This window comes from Mesorhizobium sp. M1A.F.Ca.IN.020.06.1.1, from assembly GCF_004023265.1.
GTDB lineage: Bacteria > Pseudomonadota > Alphaproteobacteria > Rhizobiales > Rhizobiaceae > Mesorhizobium.
The window spans coordinates 1-18406 of the sequence record NZ_RZSR01000015.1 but is presented as its reverse complement, the minus strand read 5'-3'; the positions used below and the strand labels follow the sequence as shown (position 1 = coordinate 18406).

Here is an 18406-nt window from a genome sequence, read left to right as displayed (position 1 = left end):
GTGCTGGATGGCGCCGGAAATTCCGGCCGCGATGTAAAGCTTCGGTCGAATGGTCTTGCCAGTTTGGCCAATCTGGCGATCAGCCGGCATCCAGCCCTTCTGGACCAAGGGGCGCGAACAGCCATGCTCGGCGCCGATCGCTCGGGCAAGATTCTTCACAAGCTGAAGGTTCTCCGCCGCACCGAGACCGAGGCCTCCCGCAACCACGACATCCGCATAGGCAAGATTTGCCATTGCCGACTGGTTATCCGGTAGGAAGCCGAGGACTTTGGTGACGATATCGTCCTCAACGAGCGACAGCTTGTGCCGCATGACACGCCCGACCGGCTTATCCACCCGTTGCGGCATAGGCATGACCCTTGGTCGCACCGTCGCCATTTGCGGCCGGTAATTTAGTGTATAGATCGTACACAACAACGAGCCACCAAAAGTCGGACGGGTCGCGGCGAGTGAACCGTCGGAATCTACATCAAGTTCGGTGCAGTCGGCCGTGAGCCCCGTCTGCAGGGTCGTCGCTACCGAGCCCGCAAGATCCCTGCCCAGTGTGGTCGCGCCGAGAAGGAGGATTTCGGGTTTATGGGTATTGACCAGATCCGTGAGCGCCTTGGCGAACGGCTCGTTGCGGTAGTCGGCGAGCGGCGGCGCATCGACGATGTAGACAAGATCCGCCCCGTAAGCGAAGGCCTCGGCAACAGCGTCCTCGACCATCTCGCCCGGCGGTCCCAGCACGACGCCCGCGAGCTGGACTTCAAGCTTGTCGGCTAATTTGCGGCCTTCACCCAGCAGTTCGAATGATACAGGATGCACATTGCCGCGTTCGAGCTCGAGGAAGACCCACACGTGCCGGTAGTCTTTGAAACGGTCGGGAAGTTCTTTCTTTACACCGGCACGGCCGGGGGCAATGCGAGGGGTAGTTTGGCTTGCGGTCGACATTTTCTGCTCCTGGCCGTCACGTGCCGCTGTTGAAGGCCAGCTCATGTTCCAGCGCCGGCCGGCGGGTTAAGATATCGGCGATGAGTTCATCGGCTATGTCCTGCAAGCCCCTTTCCGCGGTGTCGATCTGCGCCGCCCTTTCTGCCCGTGCGGTGGGGGCGAAAACACGCTTGACGACTGTAGGCGAGCCACGCAGACCGCACCGGGTGAGATCGTCAATGCCGGCGTCGGCTGCAGTCCACTTCACGACTTGGCTGCGCGCCGCGCACAGAGCCTGCTGGAGCGAGCCCCGGCGGATTTCGTTGGTGTCTTCCAGCATGGTAATGAGGCAAGGGAGTCTGCTCTTCAGCAACTGGGTGCCGCCTTCGGCGCGACGAGCGACTTCGATCTCTCGCGTATCGAGATCGATGGAGGCAATCTTCGCGACATAGGTAAGTTGCGATAAATCTAGGCGCTTGGCTATGCCCGGTCCGACCTGGGCGGTATCGCCGTCAATCGTCTGCTTGCCGGTGAAGACGATGTCCGGCCTGCCGAAAGTCTCCCCAATTTTTGCGATTGCTTGCGAAAGAGCAAAGGAAGTCGCCAGCGTATCGGATCCGGCAAAATAGCGGTCCGTCAAGAGAACTGCTCGGTCAGCACCGTAACCGAGCGCCTTTCGCAGCGAGTCCTCCGCCATGGGCGGACCCATTGTGAGCACAGTAACCTCGCCACCATGAACGTCGCGCAGTTTGAGCGCTTCTTCGAGGGCGAACAGGTCGTAAGGATTGATGATGGTCGGAACACCCTGACGCATGATCGTGTTCGTCACCGGGTGCACGCGGATCTGTGCCGAATCCGGCACCTGCTTGATGCAGACTACGATATGCATTGGCGGTTTCTCTAAGCTCCCAGTCCGGATTCGTGCTTGGCGGTTCACCTCATTGCCTGCATCGTTCATGCCAAGTCGTCTTCCTGCCTCTATTCCAGAAGGTGGCTTCGTTTGCTTCCGAGGAGGCGTCATGAGGACTGGATTTGTCGACTTCTCGACATTGTCGCGTCGCAGCCGTGTCGGGCTCATTACTTTCCGAACCGCTTCAGTGCAGAGTCGAGCGGGACGAAGGCGCGGCCAGGTGCGGGACATATGTTTGGATCGTGGTCCCTTAGCACCTTGAACACACGTTGCGTGAGCGGCGAGGAAGTCGCGAAATCTTCGTAGGCGCGTTCCAGCTTGGCGCGCACCCGCGCGGCGATTACCTGGTTAGGCAGACCGGAGAAATCTTCTTCGGCAAGGTATTGGCCCACGCGCTTCATGATATGGAGCCGCGAGACATTCATCACTTTCGGGTCGTAGGAGACGTCAAGGCAGGCGAAGAAGTCCTCCGCGGCCGACAGGCCCTTCAGTCGCGCTAGGATATCGGTGCGATCGATCGGGCGGCTATCAGCGGAGCAGTTCATTGTATTCTCCCGGCGCGAAATTGTGGTGTCGATGCATTGGTGACATTGCTGACGGCGTGCCGACCTCTGGCACGGCGGCTGGGCAAGAGACTTGGCGATCTCAAGCTTTTCTGAAGTGGTGAAGGCGACCCCGAGTTTAACTGCTCTCCTTGCGCAGGGTCGTCACGTTGAGGAAGACCTCACGGCTCGTCGGCTATTGTGCCGCTCGGACCCGGGCCGGAATGAAGCTGTTCTGCACCTCGCCCGCACAGTCCAGCACTGGGAACGGCCCGTAGCTTCTCGGTGATCGCAGGCAGGACCTCAAGCACGCGGTCTACGTCATCTTCGCCGTTGTCACGCGACAAGGAGAAGCGGACTGCCCCACATGCCGCGTTCATAGCGATCAGAACATGGCTCGGTTCCAGTGAGCCAGAGGCACAGGCGGACCCGGCGGAACAGGCGATTCCCAGCCGGCTCAGGACAATTGGAATTGCATCGCCTTCGATACCTTCGAATCCAATGTTTGCAGTGTTTGGCAATCGCTCTTGCGGATCGCCGTTGATGGATGTGTTTGGGATGCGCTGGATGATCCCGTTCTCAAGGCGGTCGCGCAACCATTTTATTCGTTTTGTCTCGTCCATGAATTTCAAGGCGAGTTCGGCCGCCATGCCCAGTCCGACTATGCCGGGTGTGTTTTCAGTGCCTGCACGCCGGTCGCGCTCTTGGTGCCCACCCTTGATCATGGAGGAGAAGCGCACGCCACGTCTTACATAAAGCGCGCCTATCCCCTTTGGACCATGCAGCTTGTGGGCGGAGAGCGACAGCATGTCGATCGCGGTCGATTTCAGCTCAATCGGAAGCCTTCCGACCGCCTGCACTGCATCAGTGTGGAAAAGCGCGCCGACTTCCCTGGCTAGATCGGCAAGCTTAACCACGGGAAAGATCGTACCGGTCTCATTGTTCGCCCACATTATCGAGACGATTGCCACTTGTGGGGTGAGGGCGGTTCTGTAGGCGTCCAGGTCGAGCCGGCCGTAGTGATCGACTGGGATAATGTGCACCTTGACGCCGCGCGTCTTCTCAAGGTGCGCGCACAACTTCAGAACGGCCGGATGTTCAACCGCGGAAGTCACTATTTCCGTTCGGTCGGGCATCACCTCCAGCGCCGAAAGGATGGCTGTACTGTCGCTTTCAGTCCCGCCCGAGGTGAAGATGATCTCGTCCTCGAATCCCGCGCCGATGAGGGCTTGCAACTGTTGCCTCGCCTTTCTCACGGCTTCAGCAACCGATGCGCCATAGGCGTGCATGGACGAATGATTGCCAAATTGCTCCGTAAAGAAAGGCAACATCGCTCCAACGACTGCAGGATCAACCCGCGTCGTTGCGTTGTTGTCGAGATAGACAGGGTTCATGGGAGTGATCCTTCAACTGCTGAAATGATTCAAGGGTAGTCGGGCCATTGAACCTCTGGCGCATATCGTATCTGGTAAGGTGGGCGGCCGGGGGAGCGATGGCTTGGCTGACCGGTCGCTGTCGACATTGCCCTTTGGTGGCGGCATCCGCCGGGAATTCAGCTGTTTCGGGCAATTTTGTTTGCTTGCCCACGGCAACGATCGATGATCGCGATTTGGTGCATCACCGAACGCAATTGTTCCGGGCCGACAGTGCGTGTCGGCCGGTTCCAGAGCGCCGGCGGTTACCGGTTCGACGCAGTATTCCTTGGCGTCGCTATAGTCGAACATAGCCTGTTCCCTCGCAATCATTTGCAGGACTTGCCGCAGCCGCACGTCTCACGCGCATTGGGGTTATCGAAAACAAAGCCGGATGTTTCGAGCCCAGTGACGAAGTCCACGGTCATGCCGGCGGCATGGGGTTGGGAGCCTCTATCCATGAACACCTTGAGCCCATCTCGCTCGATGATCGCATCGCCCTCACGTGAGACGCTCTCCAGGCCCATTGAGTATTGGAAGCCGGCGCAGCCGCCGGCATGGACCATGATGCGAAATCCTTCCGCCGGCTCGCTGGCGCGGTAAAGAGCGGCCTTGATGGCGGCAACAGCGTTGTCGGTGAGCGTAATCATGGCTCGATTTCTCCTCGGTCCGGCGTTTTCGTGGATCATCTCGCATGGACCGTGCCAAAGGGAAGACGTGTCAAAAACCGTAGGACATCCCGACGTCTCTTATGCTCGATTGCTGGGGAGACGTCCGACAACCGACACTTACTGTCGGGTTTGTCGCGTCCGCGTCACAGGAAGGGCGCCTGAGTTCGCGATGCACTCACGCGTAAAGCAATGAACAGAGCCAAAGATGTTCAGAGCTTGCCGCGGAGCAACTGGCACGATTTTTGTGAAGCCTTCGTTGCGGCGGCAAAATTGCCGGCCGATTCACCTTTGGGTTGCCCTCGCAATCGAAGAACGAAGGAAAGCAATATGATCCATCAGACCCGCCTTGGTGGGAAAGCAGCACCGCCGGTGGTACCCGAATGCTCGATCGGCCGATTGGCGCCGACCACCCAACAATCGCTCGCTACCGGCGATTGGCCGCTGACCGCCCGGAGACAGGATTCGACTGGCATGTGCCTGACGATCGATCGCGTCCGCCGTGCACATCCCTGAGGCCCGTTTTTCGATCGATCGTCAAAAGAAGAACGGGGCAGGGGTAAAAACATGGATCAGCGCAAGAAGCGGTCGCCCAACGAAATCCGGCGTGCGTGGGAAGTCTGTCCGAACATTCCCGCGCGTGATTTCGCCGCCCAATTGGCCATTTCGGAAGCGGAACTGGTCGCGGCCCATTGCGGTTTCGGCGCGGCACGCATCGACCCGCGCGTCAATCACCTTCTGACGGGCCTCGAATTCGTGGGCGAAGTGACGGCGCTGACCCGCAATCAAGGTGCCGTGCACGAAAAGATTGGCGTCTTCAACAGAGTGATAACCGGCAACAATCACGCCATGGTCCTTGGTGACGAATTCGACCTTCGCGTCTTCCCGCAGGCTTGGAGGTATGGTTTCGCTGTTGAAAGGCGCCATCGCGGCGGAATCCAGCGCAGTTTGCAATTCTTCGACGCCGCCGGCGCAGCAGTGCATAAGGTGCATCTCAGGCCGGTCTCCAACCTTCATGCCTATCGAAAGCTGGTGGCCGAGCTCGTATCCGCCAACCAGGAGCCGACCATGTCGCTTAAGGCGAGAGTAGCCGACCTGGGCGCGAGGACTGCGGACTGGGCCGGCACGGTGGACGACCTACGCGAGTACTGGAGCCGGCTGACTGACGTCAACCTTCTAAAGACGCTCAAGCTCAGCCGCTGCCAGGCTTTGCGCATGGTCGGCCAGGATTACGCTTGGCTGCTCGACAATGCCGCAGTTGGCGCCGTGCTCCAGCGTGCGGCCGAAGACGAATTGCCGATCATGTGCTTCGTCGGCAACCGAGGTTCTATCCAGACCCATTCCGGCTTAATCAAGTCGGTCAAGCAGATCGGGCCGTGCATCCATGTGCTGGACGAAACGTTCCGGCTGCATCTCAGGACCCACCAAATCCGTGAGGTTTGGGCCGTGCGCAAGCCGACCAATGACAGTCACGTCACCTCGCTCGAAGCATATGGGTCCGACGGCAAGATCATCATCCAGTTGTTCGGTGCGCGCAAGGAAGGCGAACGCGAGCGCGACGACTGGCGGGTTCTGGCGGAAAACCTGCCTCGTTTCCCCGACAGCTACATGAGAAAAGACCGATCGTCGTCGGTGGGACGCCGGCGCCCATCTGCCTCCGCAGCCAGTAGCCGGGCATTGAAGCCGAGACCGGGGACACGATGACGCAATAAGCGCGCTGTATTATCGCAACGCGATGAGCAGGAAGCAATTTGGCGCTGCCCCATCGACCGCATGGTTACGACGAAGCCGCGGCCTTTGGGCCGAGCTCAGAGGTGACAATAGCGTGAACGCCGCCGACCGTCACTCCCCACCAGGCGGTCAGGTTTTGCGGTTCGGGCCGAGCAAAAATACTGTCAAGACAGCGAGGAACGTGGCAACCGCGCTGTAGACAAAGACACTGGCAATACCCGTGTGATCCACCAATAGGCCACCGCAAGTTGTGCCGGCTGCGATGGCCACTTGGAAGGTTATGACCATCAGTACACCAGCGCTCTCGGCCTGTTTCGGAGCGGCGCGTAGCACCATCCATGTCTGCAATCCGACCGGGACCGCGCCAAAAGCAAAGCCCCATACGGCAACTGCAATTGCCGAGGTCAAGGCCGATGCTCTCATGGTCAGGAGCGAGACAGCGGCTACGGCAATGAGCAGGGGCGGCAGGGCCGCGACCGCCTTGAGACTGTGTTTGGTGAGGAATGCGCCGGCTAAATTGCCGAAGACGCCGGCCGTGCCAAAAGCAAGGAACACGAGCGGGATTGACTTCTTGTCGAGCGCAGGAACGCTCTCGAGAAAGGCGCGGATGTAGGCGAAGCTGGCAAAATGGCCGGAAGCGACCAATAGCACGACTAGCACCGCAACCTTCATCGCCGGATTCTTCGCGACATCCAGCGGACTGCGGAATCTGCGCACTTCGATCGGAGGCAGTGGCGGAATGGTTACGAGTTGCACGAGCAGCGCAACGGCACTCACGATTGCGGCGACCTTGAACGAGGCTCGCCATCCCCAAATGTCACCGACATAAGCGCCGATTGGAGCCGCGCAGACGGAGGCGACAGAAACGCCGGTGAGGATGACCGACATGGCGCGCGGCATGAGGTGACTTGGAACCAGCCGCATCGCCAACGCTGCCGAAATTGACCAAAAACCACCAAGCGATATGCCAAGGACGACGCGTGCCGCCAGCAAAACCGGCAGCGACCCCGCAACCTCCGCCAGAACGTTCGACAGGATCAGCAGGAGCGTCATCGCCCAGATGACGACCCTGCGGTCCAGACGCTTTGTCACGATGGCGATTATCGGTGCCGAGATCGCCGCGACGATTGCGGCCGCTGTTAGCGCCTGTCCAGCCGTGCCCGTGGTGATACGGAGATCATGCGCGAGCGGTGTCAGAACGCTGGCGGGCAGAAACTCTGCCGTCACAAGCCCGAAGGTGCCGAAGGAAAGCGAAATGATGGCACCCCATGCAGGGCCAGAACGTTGATAGGGACTTTCTGGGTCAAGCCGATCTCGGTCGAACAAAGCCGCGTCCACTAAATCTGTCGCCGATTCGGTCATGAATGAGTTCTCCGGCTAGGAGCTGTTGCAGCAGGGGTGGCTACATCGCCGGGGATCAAAGCCGCGAGACCTTCCGGCGGCGGCCAGTCGGCATCAGTCGAGGCCTCGGAGCCCGACGCATCCGAGGCCTCATCGGAGGGCCGACGGACCCAACCGTCGACAATGCGGGAGAGTTCTCGGCGCGGTCGCATCGATCGCATTCGTCGAAGTGCGGTCTGTTCACTGCGAACCAAGCAAGCCGAACGCGGTGTCCTCGATCGAGGCCTTGATGGGGGGATGATCGACGATCTCTATATTGCTTTGAAGCAGGAAGTTCCGTCGCCATATGTGGTTATCCTGGCAGCCAGAATTGAGCGGTTGTCGCAAGCACCAAGGCGGTCGCAATGAGTGCAACGAGGCGGAAGTCTGATCGATGGCTGCGGTTCGATGGCCGCGCGATCGACAAAATTGAGGTGATGAGTTATCCCTTTTGAAGCCGTTGCTCCCAATTCTGGGATAAGGTAATTGCAGGCGGTCCCAGCAACGTCGGGCGGCCTTTTTGGTGATCGAATTCATGGGACGACACTCTCGGTCCGTGACGCATCTGCGAATGACTCCGCAAGTTCCGTGCCATCAACGACAAATCTGGCTCTGCTGAGCGGGTGGTGGAGGCACGAGCGTGGGCTATCCCAAGAGCTTGCCGCAAGGTTGTTCGAAGTTGAGGTGCCGGATAGACCGCAAATATGTCGGGCGGCCTGGGGTTGGCCAACACGAAGATGCGCAAGTTCAAAAGGACGAGCTGAACCCTTGCCGATATCCATCCGAGGCTGATCTGGAGAAGGTCAAGAACTGCGTCTTGAAGGCTTCCGCCGCACCGGCAAATGCTAAGCCAAGGTGCTGGGCAAGATGGACAGGGCCATCCAACCCGTCGACTGGACGCTCATTAATGGCGTCGGTGTGGCTCTGTAGCTGGCGAGAAAAACGCCCTGCTGAAAGACAAAAGCTCGTGTGGCCGGCTCTGAAGGACGGCCAATGAGGCATGCGAGGAGAGGCTATAGTCCATTCGTGTAGACTGATCTTGTCCTACGGAGGCGGCTAACCACCCCGCCAGACATCATCGAGGGGAGCGCCACTAGGCTCACCCCAAGTGTTGGTCGTTTCCACCTGGTGACCTCGGCCAAGTCACCAAGCCGCTTAGCGCAAGCTTTCGAACTGGATGCTCCCCGGGCACATGATCGGCTAGCGATCCCACCAGTTGAGTTGCTCCAAGTCGCTGTCTAGCATTCTACATTCTGTGTCCGACGCTGGACAAGAATGTTGCAATCCCGACCAGCAAGTCAGCGCAGGCGCCACCTGTTGCCCAGCAAACGGCAAGGATTATCGAAAGACGAATTCGGCACGGAGCTTGCACCGACGATTGCATGCAAATGCCGACAGCATCTCATGAACGGTCTCTCGATTCTGGCGCGGTTAAATCGCGGCCGGTTCCAGATCATGTCCCGCCCGAAATGGTGAGGGACTTCAACCTGTTTACGTCGCCCGGCATGTTGCCGACGGCTAACGGGGATCCGCATGCAGCGGTTGCTTGCGTTCATGCCGGGCCTCCGATCTTTTATTCAACCAGCAACACGCGCGACGGTCGGGGTACCTGGGTCATCACTCGCGCGAGCGACCAGCGCCGGGTGCTGCAGGACACCGAAACGTTTTCCAGCCATCGCAGCATCTTCGCCTCTGTGCTCGGCGAGAGCTGGCCGATGATCCCGCTTGAGCTCGATCCGCCATTCCACGGTGTTTTTCGCTCACTGCTCAATCCGCTGCTTTCGCCAAAGCGGGTAATGGCATTGGAGCCGGCTGTCCGGGAACGAGCGATCAAGCTGATCGACAGGATCGCCGCATCAGGCACGAGCTGCGACATCATGAAGGATTTTGCAGTTCCGTTCGCGGTCAATATCTTCCTTCGCTTTATTGGGCTTTCGGACAACGGACTAGAAACATTTGTCGGCTGGGCTAGAGATCTGCTCCACGGCGATAAGGAGCAACGACCACCCGCAGCCCGGACGATCGTGGCCTTCATCGACGAACTTGCCACCGAGCGCCGCAAGGAGCCGGTCGATGATTTCATGACCTTCATCGTGAAGGCAAAGGTCGAGGGTCGTCTGCTCAGTGACGAAGAAGTCCGTGGCATCGGCGTGCTTGTGTTCGTCGCGGGACTCGACACGGTCTCAGCAGCCATATGCTTCGACTTGGCCCATCTCGCGCGCAACCCCAAAGATCAGGAATTGCTACGAAGCGAACCTGACCGGATTGCCGTCGCTGCGGAAGAATTGCTGCGCGCCTATTCGACCATTCAGATGATCCGAGTGGCAACGAAGGATGTCGACTTCAAAGGCGCGCCGATCCGCAAGGGAGATTATGTTTCCTGTGCCACGATGATTGCCAATCGTGACCCGGCGGAATTCGAATGCCCGAATGAGATCGATCTGGCGCGCGAGGACAACCGGCACGCTGCCTTTGGCTATGGTCCCCATCGTTGTCTTGGCTCACACCTTGCCCGGCGGGAGATTGTCATTGGCCTGGAGGAGTGGCTGGCGCGCATCCCAGCCTTTCGGATCAAGACAGGGACTGAACCTATCACCTTCGGCGGCCATGTGTTCGGGATCGAGAATCTGATCCTGGAATGGTCCTGAAGTTTCAGCCAACGACATTGGAGTTCGCTATGCGTGTCGTCGTACATAAAGCCAGATGCCAGGGTCATGCGCGCTGCTGGGCGCGGGCGCCGAGAGTCTTCAAGCTTGATGACGCCGGCTACATCTTGCCCGGTGATATTGATGTTGCCGATGGGGAGCAACTGCTTGCCTCAAAAGGGGTACGAGCCTGCCCCGAACAAGCTCTGGAAGTTGACGAGCCCCCCGCTAACTCAGTTGTAGAGAGAGACACACGCAAAGTGCAGACTGGCATCGGGAAGGACAAAACAATCATACAATTCGCGACAGACCCTGTCGACCACGCGAAAATTACCGAACTGCGTGACCGAGAGGCGATCCGCAACTGCCTGTATCGGTACTGCCGCGGGATAGACCGCGCCGATGAGGCGGCGCTGCGTAGCGCATACTGGCCCGAAGCGTATGACAGGCACGGTCCCTATTGCGGACCGGCAGAGGACTTCATCCAATTTGCTCTCGGTCTGCCGGGGCACCGTAACATCCATCAAATCACGAACAGCCTGATCGACTTCATCAGTTCAGCAGAGGCCGCGGTCGAGAGCTATTTCACCGCGCTGCAACGCGGACCGGATACAGACCAAGAAATACGTCAGACGCTGCTTTGCGGCCGTTACTGCGATCTGTTTCAGAAGAGGCAGGACGAGTGGCGAATTGCGGAACGGACAGTCGTCTACGATTGGGTTGAGGAGCAAATCCCGCCAGCGATTCTTGAGGCAGATAGGTTCGGCCGGCGACAGCCGATTGGAGCACCACATCCAGACGATCCCATCTACCAGTTGCTCAAGGGTCACATCCCCACCGACCAAGATGGCGTCGAGGGTCCCCAACTGGGAGCTGCATAAGTGGGTAGGAATGGAGGATGAGCGCCCTACGGGAACGACATCTGTGTGGGGCCGCGACTGGCGGTCACTGCAACGATTTGGCTCGGCCCTTCATTCCGCCCAAGGTTGATGGGCTGAGATCACAAGCGGTCATCGTGGAGAAGCTCTCGTGAAACTGGCAGCACGCACCGTAATCATCACAGGCGCTGCGGGCGGGATCGGCCGTGCCCTGGTCGATATCCTTGCCGCGGACGGAGACACTGTAGTTGCGGTGGACCTTCCGGGCAGTGGTGTGGTTGAACTGGCTCGGGATCTCGGGTCGCCGCACGTCGGTCTGGAGTGCGATGTGTCGCGAGAGAAGGACATGCTCTCACTTTTCGGCCAGGTCGAAGCACGGTTCGCGCAAATCGATGTCCTCATCAACAATGCGGCGGTTGGACCCACGATGGATAGGATCATCGACACCGCTGTCGATACCTTCCGACGCGGCGTGACAGTGAACCTTATTGGGCCATTCGTTATGGCCCGGGAAGCGGCGCGGCGCATGAAGCCGGGCGGTGCGATCGTCAATGTGGCTTCGATGGCGGGCGTGGTCGGCAATCCCAGGCGCAACGCCTACGCAGCCTCGAAAGCTGGCGTGATCTCGTTGACAAAGTCCCTTGCATGCGAGTGGGCTATGCGAGGAATCCGCGTCACGGCGGTGGCGCCGGGCTCCGTCCGCACCCCAATGGTCACAGAACTGGCACGCGCTGGCAAAATGGACCTCGCGGCGATACGCCGCCGCGTGCCGATGGGGCGCTTGGCTCGCCCCGACGAGATCGCCAGGGTCGTGCGTTTTCTGAGCAGCACGCAGGCGCGCTACATCACCGGCTCGGTGCTGGCAGTCGACGGAGGCTGGATGTCATTCAACCAGCCGGGGGATGCTCACCCGCCGGTGGATGGTGCGCTCCAAGCCGAGCTCTCCTGTCCGGCCGAATGCACAGATGCGCGAATCGTGCTCGTCACCGGTGGCGCAAAAAGCATTGGCGCGGCCGTCGCTCGCCGCTTTGCCGCGAACGGCGACACCGTCGTGATTGCTGATAAAGATGGCACTGCAGCGGCAGAGCTGGCTACATCGCTCCCCGGCAAGCATCTGGCGAAATCGCTGGACGTGGCCGTCGAGAGCGATGTGGTGTCGATGTTCGAAGAACTGAGGGGACGCTTCGGGTATATCGATGTTCTGGTCAATAGTGCTGATACCGCCGACAGGATTGTGCCTGCGATCGAGCAACTGTCGAAACAGCTCGAACACGTCCTGGATGTCAACCTTACCGGCGCCTTCACCTGCGCGCGCGAAGCGATCAAGGCTATGCGCCCGGGCGGCGTGATCCTCAATCTCGGGTCGATCGACAGCTTTCTGCCGTTCGCGCCGCGCCATGCCTACGGCGCCTCCAAGGCGGGGATGGATATGCTGACCCGTTGCATGGCGGCCGAACTCGGGCCGGTCGGAATTCGGACAGCCACCGTCGCTCCTGGCCACATCCGCACGCCCGCACTTGCTCAGTTGGCCAAAGCCGGCCGCATCGACCTGACAGCAATCGGACGACGCATCCCCATGGGCAGGATGGGACGGCCAGAAGACGTCGCAGATGCATCGTTCTTCCTTGCTTCGTCTGACGCCTCATACATCAACGGCTCGATCCTCTACGTGGACGGCGGCTGGACCTCGTTCGGTGATGCGGGAAACGCCAGCGAGCTCTATGACGAATGTTTTGCGGAGGCCGCAGGTTAATTGCCAGGCCTTCGCAGGGCGACCGGCCGAGCATTATGAAGCCTCGGCTCCACGACGCACCTGAGGTGCTTGAGATCCAAGCATGCGCATGCCGAGCACATTCCCGGTCGGCTGACGTGTCTATAACGAGGAGAAATCATGGAATTTGCCACTTTCATTCTGGCCGCCCAGCGTGGCTATCACCAATCCTCAGAAAGCGTCATCCGCAACTCCATCGAACAGGCCGTCGCTTCGGAGCAGGCTGGGTTCAACACCGCGTGGTTTGCTGAGCACCACTTCAACAATTACAGCCTCATACCATCCCCGCTGATGATGGTGGCGCACTGCGGCGGCTTGACAAGCACGATTCGCCTGGGCACTGCCGTCTGCGTGCTGCCGCTTTACCAACCGCAGCGCCTGCTGTCCGAGATCGGCTTCGCCGACATCGTTGCGAACGGCCGTCTCGAGCTCGGCGTAGGCTTGGGATACCAGCAGTTCGAGTTCGAACGGTTCGGCGTGGACATCGATGAGGCGCCGGCCGTCTTTTCGGAATACCTGGACATCATTCTCAAGGGCCTCAACCAAAACGTCTTCGAACACGACGGCCAGTATGAGAAGATCCCCCCAACAGCGATTTCGGTCCGCACAGTCCAGCAGCCGACGCCGCCTATCTGGATCGCTGGCGGAGCCGCACGGATGGCTCGGGCCTACCGCGAGGGGCACAATTTTTTTGTCACAGCCTTCCACGACGGCTTAGAGACTTTGACCACACTGCGTGAATCAGTCGAGAGGGCGGCGGCATCCGAGGAAAAGAACGTCACCGACGTCAAGATATCGCTGCTGCGCTGCTGCTATGCCAGCCACGACGAGTTGGAGATCAACAGCTATCTCGACAATGCCCGCTTCCAGCGCCGGCTTTCTGAAGCCCTGCATCAGCGTCGCCAACAGAGCCACGATGGCTACCTGCTGCAGGAGACACCGACCCAGCAGGATCTGTCCTTCGAGACCATGCGCAAAAATTTGCCGATTGGCAGCGTAAATCGCGTGATTGATCGCCTGCTGGAAGAGATCGATATCTTGAAACCGGACCAGATCGCAGTTCAGACTCAATTGGGCGACTTCGACCAAAAGACGATGCTGCGCCAGATCGAGCTCTGGGGCGACAAGATCATCCCTGCGGTCAACAAGGCGCTTTGTCATGCCGGAAGCTGAAGCCGGCCGTTACGATGATGGCTGCCTATCCAGCGCGCAATGGCGTGGGTCCGAGCTAGGGAGGAGCTTCGATCAGCATGTGCTGCCCTGCGTACATTCACGTTCGCTTGAGGAGGTCCAGGCGGGCGAGGTGTTGGCGACGGAGGGGACAGGCCTTTCGTCTGTCGAATTGCGTGATGTCTTGGCCGCAACTTTCCCGTCTACCTCCAGCAGCGTATTCGCTTTGGAGGAGTTGAGCGAGCCCGAGCCGGAACTGGAAGAGGAACTGCTACGCCGGCTGCTGCTAGCGCATGCTGCGCCGGCCGACCCGGCGAGCGCCCGCTTGGCCAAGATCATCGCCCGGCGTGCGATGCGCATGGACCATCTTTGGCGGGATCTTGGCCTCTCAAATCGCGCTGAGCTCAGCCGCCTGCTTGCCAGACATTTTCCCGCGCTGGCGGCAGGCAACACAGAAAACATGAAATGGAAAAAGTACTTTTACCGCAAGCTGTGTGAGGCCGAAGGCTTTTCGTCATGCACAGCACCCAGTTGCGGGGAATGCCATGACTTCGAAAGCTGCTTCGGCCCGGAGGAAGTTGAGAGTCGCCTCTCGCCGACCACGAATGTCGGTTAGTCACTTCGCTTGATCGCAGCTGCGGACAAACGCTTATCGCGGCGCCGTCGTATGGAGGAAGGGATGTTCATCGCCTCGCGATATTTGGTGACGGTACGGCGAGCGACATCGATGCCGGTCTCCTTGAGTTGAGCAACGATGTCTTCGTCGGAATGTACCTTGTCGAGCGATTCTTCGGCTATGATTGCCTTGATCCGATGGCAGACAGCTTTGGCGGAGTGCGCATCGCCGCCCTCGCAGGATGCGATTGGCGCAGCGAAAAAATACTTCAGCTCGAACACCCCGCGCGGAGTCAACATGTACCTGTTCGAAGTCACCCGGCTTACCGTCGACTCGTGCATGCCGATCTCGTCAGCGACATTTTTGAGACAGAGAGGCCGCAGATGGGCGGCGCCGTGTGTAAAAAAGGCATCCTGCTGGCGCACGATTTCGGTCGCAACCTTAAGGATCGTCTTAGCGCGCTGCTTGAGACTGCTGATCAGCCAGTTCCCTTTTTCCTGGCAATTGTCGAGAAACGCTTTGCCTTCCGGATTTTGCTTGGTCAGCTGCGAGATTTCGGCGACATAGGTGTGGTTGATCAACACTTTGGGCAGCGTGGCCGGATCAAGCTCCACCCGCCATCCACCTTCGGACTTGGGCATTACCCAGACGTCCGGTACGATGGTTTCCGGCGTCCCGGACTGGAACCGGTCTCCAGGCTTGGGATCGAGCGCGCGGATTTCGTTCCTCATGTCGAGGAGATCCTCCTCGTCGACTCCGCAACGCTGCTTCAATCCCTGAAAATCCCCCCGTGCAAGCATCTCGAGATTGGCGACCAAAGCTGCCATAGCCGGGTCGAACCGGTCTTGCTGGCGCAGCTGAATCTCCAGGCATTCGCTGAGAGTTCGCGCAAAAATGCCCGGCGGATCAAATTGCTGCAAGATTCCGATGACCCGTTCCACATCAGCTTGCCGAACGTTTAACGTCCTGGCCAGATCGAAAAGGTTTACCTGAAGATAGCCAGTGTCCTCCAGATGAGCGGCGAGCTGTCCGGCAATCAGCCGCTCCTGGGGGGTGAACGGGTTGAGGGCGACCTGGCGGGCGACATGGTCGTGCAATGTTTCGGTGTGGGCGGTAAACTCCTCGACGGCAGGTCGATCGTTGCCGCTACTGCGTTGCGACTTCCATTGCCCGCGCCCGCCAGACGGCCCGCCAATGGGCGATTCGCCGATTTCGCTTCTGCTTTGACTGCTCCGCTGATCCACCCCTGGCAGCGGCGAATCGTCGTCAAACGGGTCAGGCTTCAAAACGGGGTTCTTCTCGAGTGCCTGCTGCACGAGCTGATGGAGTTCAGTATGCGTCAATCGCAGCAAGCGAATAGCTTCAATGGCTTGAGGCGATAAGACCATACGTTGCTTCTGGCGTTGAAGCAGGCTTGCTGAGAGATGCATGTTGAACCGTGATCTGCCGAGGAGGCTCTAGTGTGTGCTTGGGTTGTGTGAGACTTTCCACTTCTGGGTCATGCCGCCGCCTTCAATTTGTCGAGAACGTTTTGCGGGGATGAAACGCCATAGGGGTCCGTCTCGCAGTTGTCACAGAAGCCTTCCTCCTCGAACCACTGCTCCACCACGCCATCGTCGATCAGAGCGGCGTATCGCCAGGAGCGCATGCCAAAGCCCAGATTGTCCTTCGCGACCAGCATGCCCATTTTGCGCGTGAACTCGCCCGACCCGTCTGGGATCAGCTCGATCTTCTGCAGCCCCAAGGACTTTCCCCACGCATTCATGACGAAAGCATCGTTGACCGAGACGCAGTAGATCGCGTCAATTCGCAGTTCCAGAAATTGATCATAGAGTTTTTCGAAATCGGGCAGTTGGAAGGTCGAGCAGGTCGGGGTGAAGGCGCCAGGCAGCGAGAACAGGATGATGCGCTTGCCCCCGAAATAATCGTCGGAGGTCTTGTTCTCCCACTGATAAGGATTTGGCCCCCCGATCGACTCATCGCGAACACGCGTGCGAAAGGTCACGAGAGGAACGTTCTTTCTATAGGTCATTGATTTGCTTCCAGGCCAAAGTGGTACGGTGCATTTTTCGGTTAAACTGAAGCGGCATCGACTTCGGTCGACAGTTCCGGCAGCCTCGCGCCTTGGCGTGGTTGCCTCGGACCGGTCTTGTGCAAGACCGCCCCCGAGCAGGCACGTTTAACGGCGACGAGCTTCCGCGGAGACGGGGAATTTTGCTCGCGTGCTTTATCGAGCTTTGAGAGGTAGGCATGGTCTGCAACCGTGATTTTGACTGCGTTCTATCGACCGAGTCGCAAGCGCCATGCCAATTGACCCGATGCCTTGGGTTCACTTCGGTTTTTGCAGCAACTTTCGTGTTGTGCAGTAATGCCGGTCGATATTATTGCTCAAGCAGCACTGGAAATTGGGTGCGACTCCGTTCGGCAAACCCGGCCTTTGTCCGAAGCCGGACACGAATGTCGGAAATAGCCAAACGCCAGGATCTGGGGCGGGTTAAGAAACGTTGCCGTGGGCACCGGCTTCAGCACAATTGCGCCACGCGAGCATGGCTCCCAGCGTCAATGCCGTGCAGCAGCGAGACGAAGTCACTGCAGAATATCAACCTCTGCGAAGTCGTTGAAACCCAGCATGTGCGAGCCGTTCGAGGCGCAGATCAAGGCATGCTCGAGGAAGAGCTCGTGCTCTCGGCAGCAAGTGTTGCGACGTCTGACAAGGATCGTCGCGCTTCAAGGAAAAGAACCTGAATGGTGCACGGCTTGTGAAGGCCGGCGCATGGAAATGGCTGGGCTGATCATCCTCCATGAGGGTTGAATGAAGAGCTGGCCCCTATCTCCCTCAGCTGCAACGGGGGGAGATAGGGCATGTCCGTCTATCGCGCTGGGTAACATTCCTCGGTGATGCAATAAGGGGGAGCAATTTCTCATTTCGGCAGACACGACCCAGCTCTCCTTTCATGCGCTGATTCCCCCAGGGGAAATCGCGACTCCAGGCTTCCTATGCAGCGAATCGCGGTGCTGTCCGATGTCCGACAATGTCGGATGCGGATCGTAGCTGGGCTAGATCCGTCACTTTGCCTCGATGGTTTCCCACTGGCCTTATATCTGCTTCGCCCAAATGCGGCGACATAACCTGTGCGGCATCTGTGAATGGATCGACTTCAATCGAGACCTCGGAGGTCCCGATGCGCGAAGGGAGCTTGCCGATATGACGGCCACCATAGCGAACCACGGTCCGGACGACGAGGGGACTTGGATCGGCGGGCCTGCGGCGCTGGGACACCACCGCCTGGCAATCATCGATATCCAGGGCGGCCGCCAGCCGAGGATGCTCCAGGGGGATGGCCGACCTGACTTGGTGCTCGTCTACACGGGTGAGACTTACAACTACCGCGAGCTGCGTCAACAGCTGGCCGGCCTAGTCCATCGCATGAACACGAGCAGTGACACCGAGGTGGTGCTGCACCGCCCCCGCGAGTAGGGCTCTTCGGCGGGTACACTTTTTTCACGAAATCCGTGAATGTTTCTCGCGACATCATCCCGCAATCGGTGGTGCAGCGGGTGAAGAGCCCGTATCCGGCTATCCAGAATGCCGCCTACGACAAAATACTACGTACGCGGTTCACTGTGATGCTGGACGACCTAGTTGTGGAGCTTCAACAGGTTGTCCTCGATCAGGGCGAGGCGACTGATAGGCGTTTTTGACTTTAGGCTGCCATGTGGACGATGCCAATTGTATCTGTGCAGCCAGACAGGCAGTTCGGCGGCACGATG

General features: G+C 59.1%; 15 protein-coding genes and 3 pseudogenes. 9 read left to right on the top strand and 9 right to left on the bottom strand.

Annotation, left to right across the window (positions count from 1 at the left end):
* From EOA60_RS01655 to EOA60_RS01635, 5 genes are all read right to left on the bottom strand, one after another.
* The coding region (locus EOA60_RS01655) for an electron transfer flavoprotein subunit alpha/FixB family protein (protein WP_164899161.1) at positions 1-933 on the bottom strand (933 nt) is incomplete at its 3' end.
* Positions 934-949: 16 nt separating this feature from the next.
* Complete coding sequence (locus EOA60_RS01650) at positions 950-1801, bottom strand: electron transfer flavoprotein subunit beta/FixA family protein (RefSeq protein WP_063169390.1); 852 nt, start codon at positions 1799-1801, stop codon at positions 950-952.
* Between the two features lie 188 nt (positions 1802-1989).
* Positions 1990-2367, bottom strand: coding sequence for a nitrogenase stabilizing/protective protein NifW (gene nifW, locus EOA60_RS01645; RefSeq protein ID WP_063169389.1), 378 nt, complete (start codon positions 2365-2367; stop codon positions 1990-1992).
* A gap of 179 nt (positions 2368-2546) precedes the next feature.
* The gene (gene nifS / locus EOA60_RS01640; protein WP_063169388.1) at positions 2547-3758 is read right to left on the bottom strand and encodes a cysteine desulfurase NifS; all 1212 of its coding nucleotides are present in this window, start codon (positions 3756-3758) and stop codon (positions 2547-2549) included.
* A gap of 347 nt (positions 3759-4105) precedes the next feature.
* Positions 4106-4426, bottom strand: coding sequence for an iron-sulfur cluster assembly accessory protein (locus tag EOA60_RS01635; RefSeq protein WP_029356570.1), 321 nt, complete (start codon positions 4424-4426; stop codon positions 4106-4108).
* A gap of 210 nt (positions 4427-4636) precedes the next feature.
* On the opposite strand from EOA60_RS01635, the gene EOA60_RS01630 reads away from it, so the two are divergent.
* Positions 4637-4960 (top strand): hypothetical protein, encoded by a 324-nt coding sequence (locus EOA60_RS01630; RefSeq protein WP_126066777.1) that lies wholly within the window; start codon positions 4637-4639, stop codon positions 4958-4960.
* Between the two features lie 51 nt (positions 4961-5011).
* Positions 5012-6043 (top strand): annotated as a pseudogene (locus EOA60_RS01625) (ChuX/HutX family heme-like substrate-binding protein); the annotation flags it as partial.
* Between the two features lie 261 nt (positions 6044-6304).
* Here EOA60_RS01625 and EOA60_RS01620 read toward each other — a convergent pair.
* On the bottom strand, positions 6305-7537 hold the full coding sequence (locus tag EOA60_RS01620; protein WP_063169386.1) for an MFS transporter: 1233 nt from the start codon (positions 7535-7537) through the stop codon (positions 6305-6307).
* A gap of 1487 nt (positions 7538-9024) precedes the next feature.
* Here EOA60_RS01620 and EOA60_RS01615 point away from each other — a divergent pair.
* From EOA60_RS01615 to EOA60_RS01595, 6 genes and pseudogenes are all read left to right on the top strand, one after another.
* A complete protein-coding gene (locus EOA60_RS01615) occupies positions 9025-10203 on the top strand; it encodes a cytochrome P450 (protein ID WP_063169385.1) in 1179 nt (392 codons plus the stop codon).
* Positions 10194-10355, top strand: a pseudogene (locus EOA60_RS38655) (ferredoxin); the annotation flags it as partial. The gene EOA60_RS01615 and the pseudogene EOA60_RS38655, both read left to right, overlap by 10 nt.
* Positions 10356-10493: 138 nt before the next feature.
* Positions 10494-11081 carry a nuclear transport factor 2 family protein gene (locus EOA60_RS01610; RefSeq protein WP_050580531.1) on the top strand — a complete coding sequence of 196 codons (588 nt, stop codon included), beginning with the start codon at positions 10494-10496 and terminating at the stop codon, positions 11079-11081.
* Positions 11082-11229: 148 nt separating this feature from the next.
* Positions 11230-12831: an SDR family oxidoreductase gene (locus tag EOA60_RS01605; protein ID WP_063169384.1), complete on the top strand. Its 1602-nt coding sequence runs from the start codon at positions 11230-11232 to the stop codon at positions 12829-12831.
* Positions 12832-12969: 138 nt separating this feature from the next.
* Positions 12970-14022 carry an LLM class flavin-dependent oxidoreductase gene (locus EOA60_RS01600; protein ID WP_063169383.1) on the top strand — a complete coding sequence of 351 codons (1053 nt, stop codon included), beginning with the start codon at positions 12970-12972 and terminating at the stop codon, positions 14020-14022.
* Positions 14009-14635: a nitrogen fixation protein NifQ gene (locus EOA60_RS01595; protein ID WP_063169382.1), complete on the top strand. Its 627-nt coding sequence runs from the start codon at positions 14009-14011 to the stop codon at positions 14633-14635. Before EOA60_RS01600 ends, EOA60_RS01595 begins: the two co-directional genes overlap by 14 nt.
* On the opposite strand, the gene rpoN is transcribed toward EOA60_RS01595, so the two are convergent.
* Entirely contained in the window at positions 14632-16065 is a 1434-nt protein-coding gene (gene rpoN / locus EOA60_RS01590) for an RNA polymerase factor sigma-54 (protein ID WP_063169381.1), read from the bottom strand. The genes EOA60_RS01595 and rpoN overlap by 4 nt on opposite strands.
* 68 nt (positions 16066-16133) lie before the next feature.
* Positions 16134-16667, bottom strand: coding sequence for a peroxiredoxin (locus tag EOA60_RS01585; RefSeq protein ID WP_063169380.1), 534 nt, complete (start codon positions 16665-16667; stop codon positions 16134-16136).
* 1173 nt (positions 16668-17840) lie between these two features.
* Here EOA60_RS01585 and EOA60_RS01580 point away from each other — a divergent pair.
* Positions 17841-18113, top strand: a complete 273-nt coding sequence (locus EOA60_RS01580; protein ID WP_199489650.1) for a hypothetical protein — start codon at positions 17841-17843, stop codon at positions 18111-18113.
* Between the two features lie 161 nt (positions 18114-18274).
* Here EOA60_RS01580 and EOA60_RS01575 read toward each other — a convergent pair.
* Positions 18275-18406: pseudogene (locus tag EOA60_RS01575) on the bottom strand (IS481 family transposase); the annotation flags it as partial.

Coding starts and splice junctions, on each gene's coding strand:
- EOA60_RS01650 (WP_063169390.1), bottom strand. CDS start 1,801: ATGCATATCGTAGTCTGCATCAAGCAGGTGCCGGATTCGGCACAGATC.
- EOA60_RS01630 (WP_126066777.1), top strand. CDS start 4,637: ATGAACAGAGCCAAAGATGTTCAGAGCTTGCCGCGGAGCAACTGGCAC.
- EOA60_RS01615 (WP_063169385.1), top strand. CDS start 9,025: ATGGTGAGGGACTTCAACCTGTTTACGTCGCCCGGCATGTTGCCGACG.
- EOA60_RS01580 (WP_199489650.1), top strand. CDS start 17,841: ATGACGGCCACCATAGCGAACCACGGTCCGGACGACGAGGGGACTTGG.
- nifW (WP_063169389.1), bottom strand. CDS start 2,367: ATGAACTGCTCCGCTGATAGCCGCCCGATCGATCGCACCGATATCCTA.
- EOA60_RS01635 (WP_029356570.1), bottom strand. CDS start 4,426: ATGATTACGCTCACCGACAACGCTGTTGCCGCCATCAAGGCCGCTCTT.
- EOA60_RS01600 (WP_063169383.1), top strand. CDS start 12,970: ATGGAATTTGCCACTTTCATTCTGGCCGCCCAGCGTGGCTATCACCAA.
- EOA60_RS01620 (WP_063169386.1), bottom strand. CDS start 7,537: ATGACCGAATCGGCGACAGATTTAGTGGACGCGGCTTTGTTCGACCGA.
- EOA60_RS01595 (WP_063169382.1), top strand. CDS start 14,009: ATGCCGGAAGCTGAAGCCGGCCGTTACGATGATGGCTGCCTATCCAGC.
- rpoN (WP_063169381.1), bottom strand. CDS start 16,065: ATGCATCTCTCAGCAAGCCTGCTTCAACGCCAGAAGCAACGTATGGTC.
- EOA60_RS01585 (WP_063169380.1), bottom strand. CDS start 16,667: ATGACCTATAGAAAGAACGTTCCTCTCGTGACCTTTCGCACGCGTGTT.
- nifS (WP_063169388.1), bottom strand. CDS start 3,758: ATGAACCCTGTCTATCTCGACAACAACGCAACGACGCGGGTTGATCCT.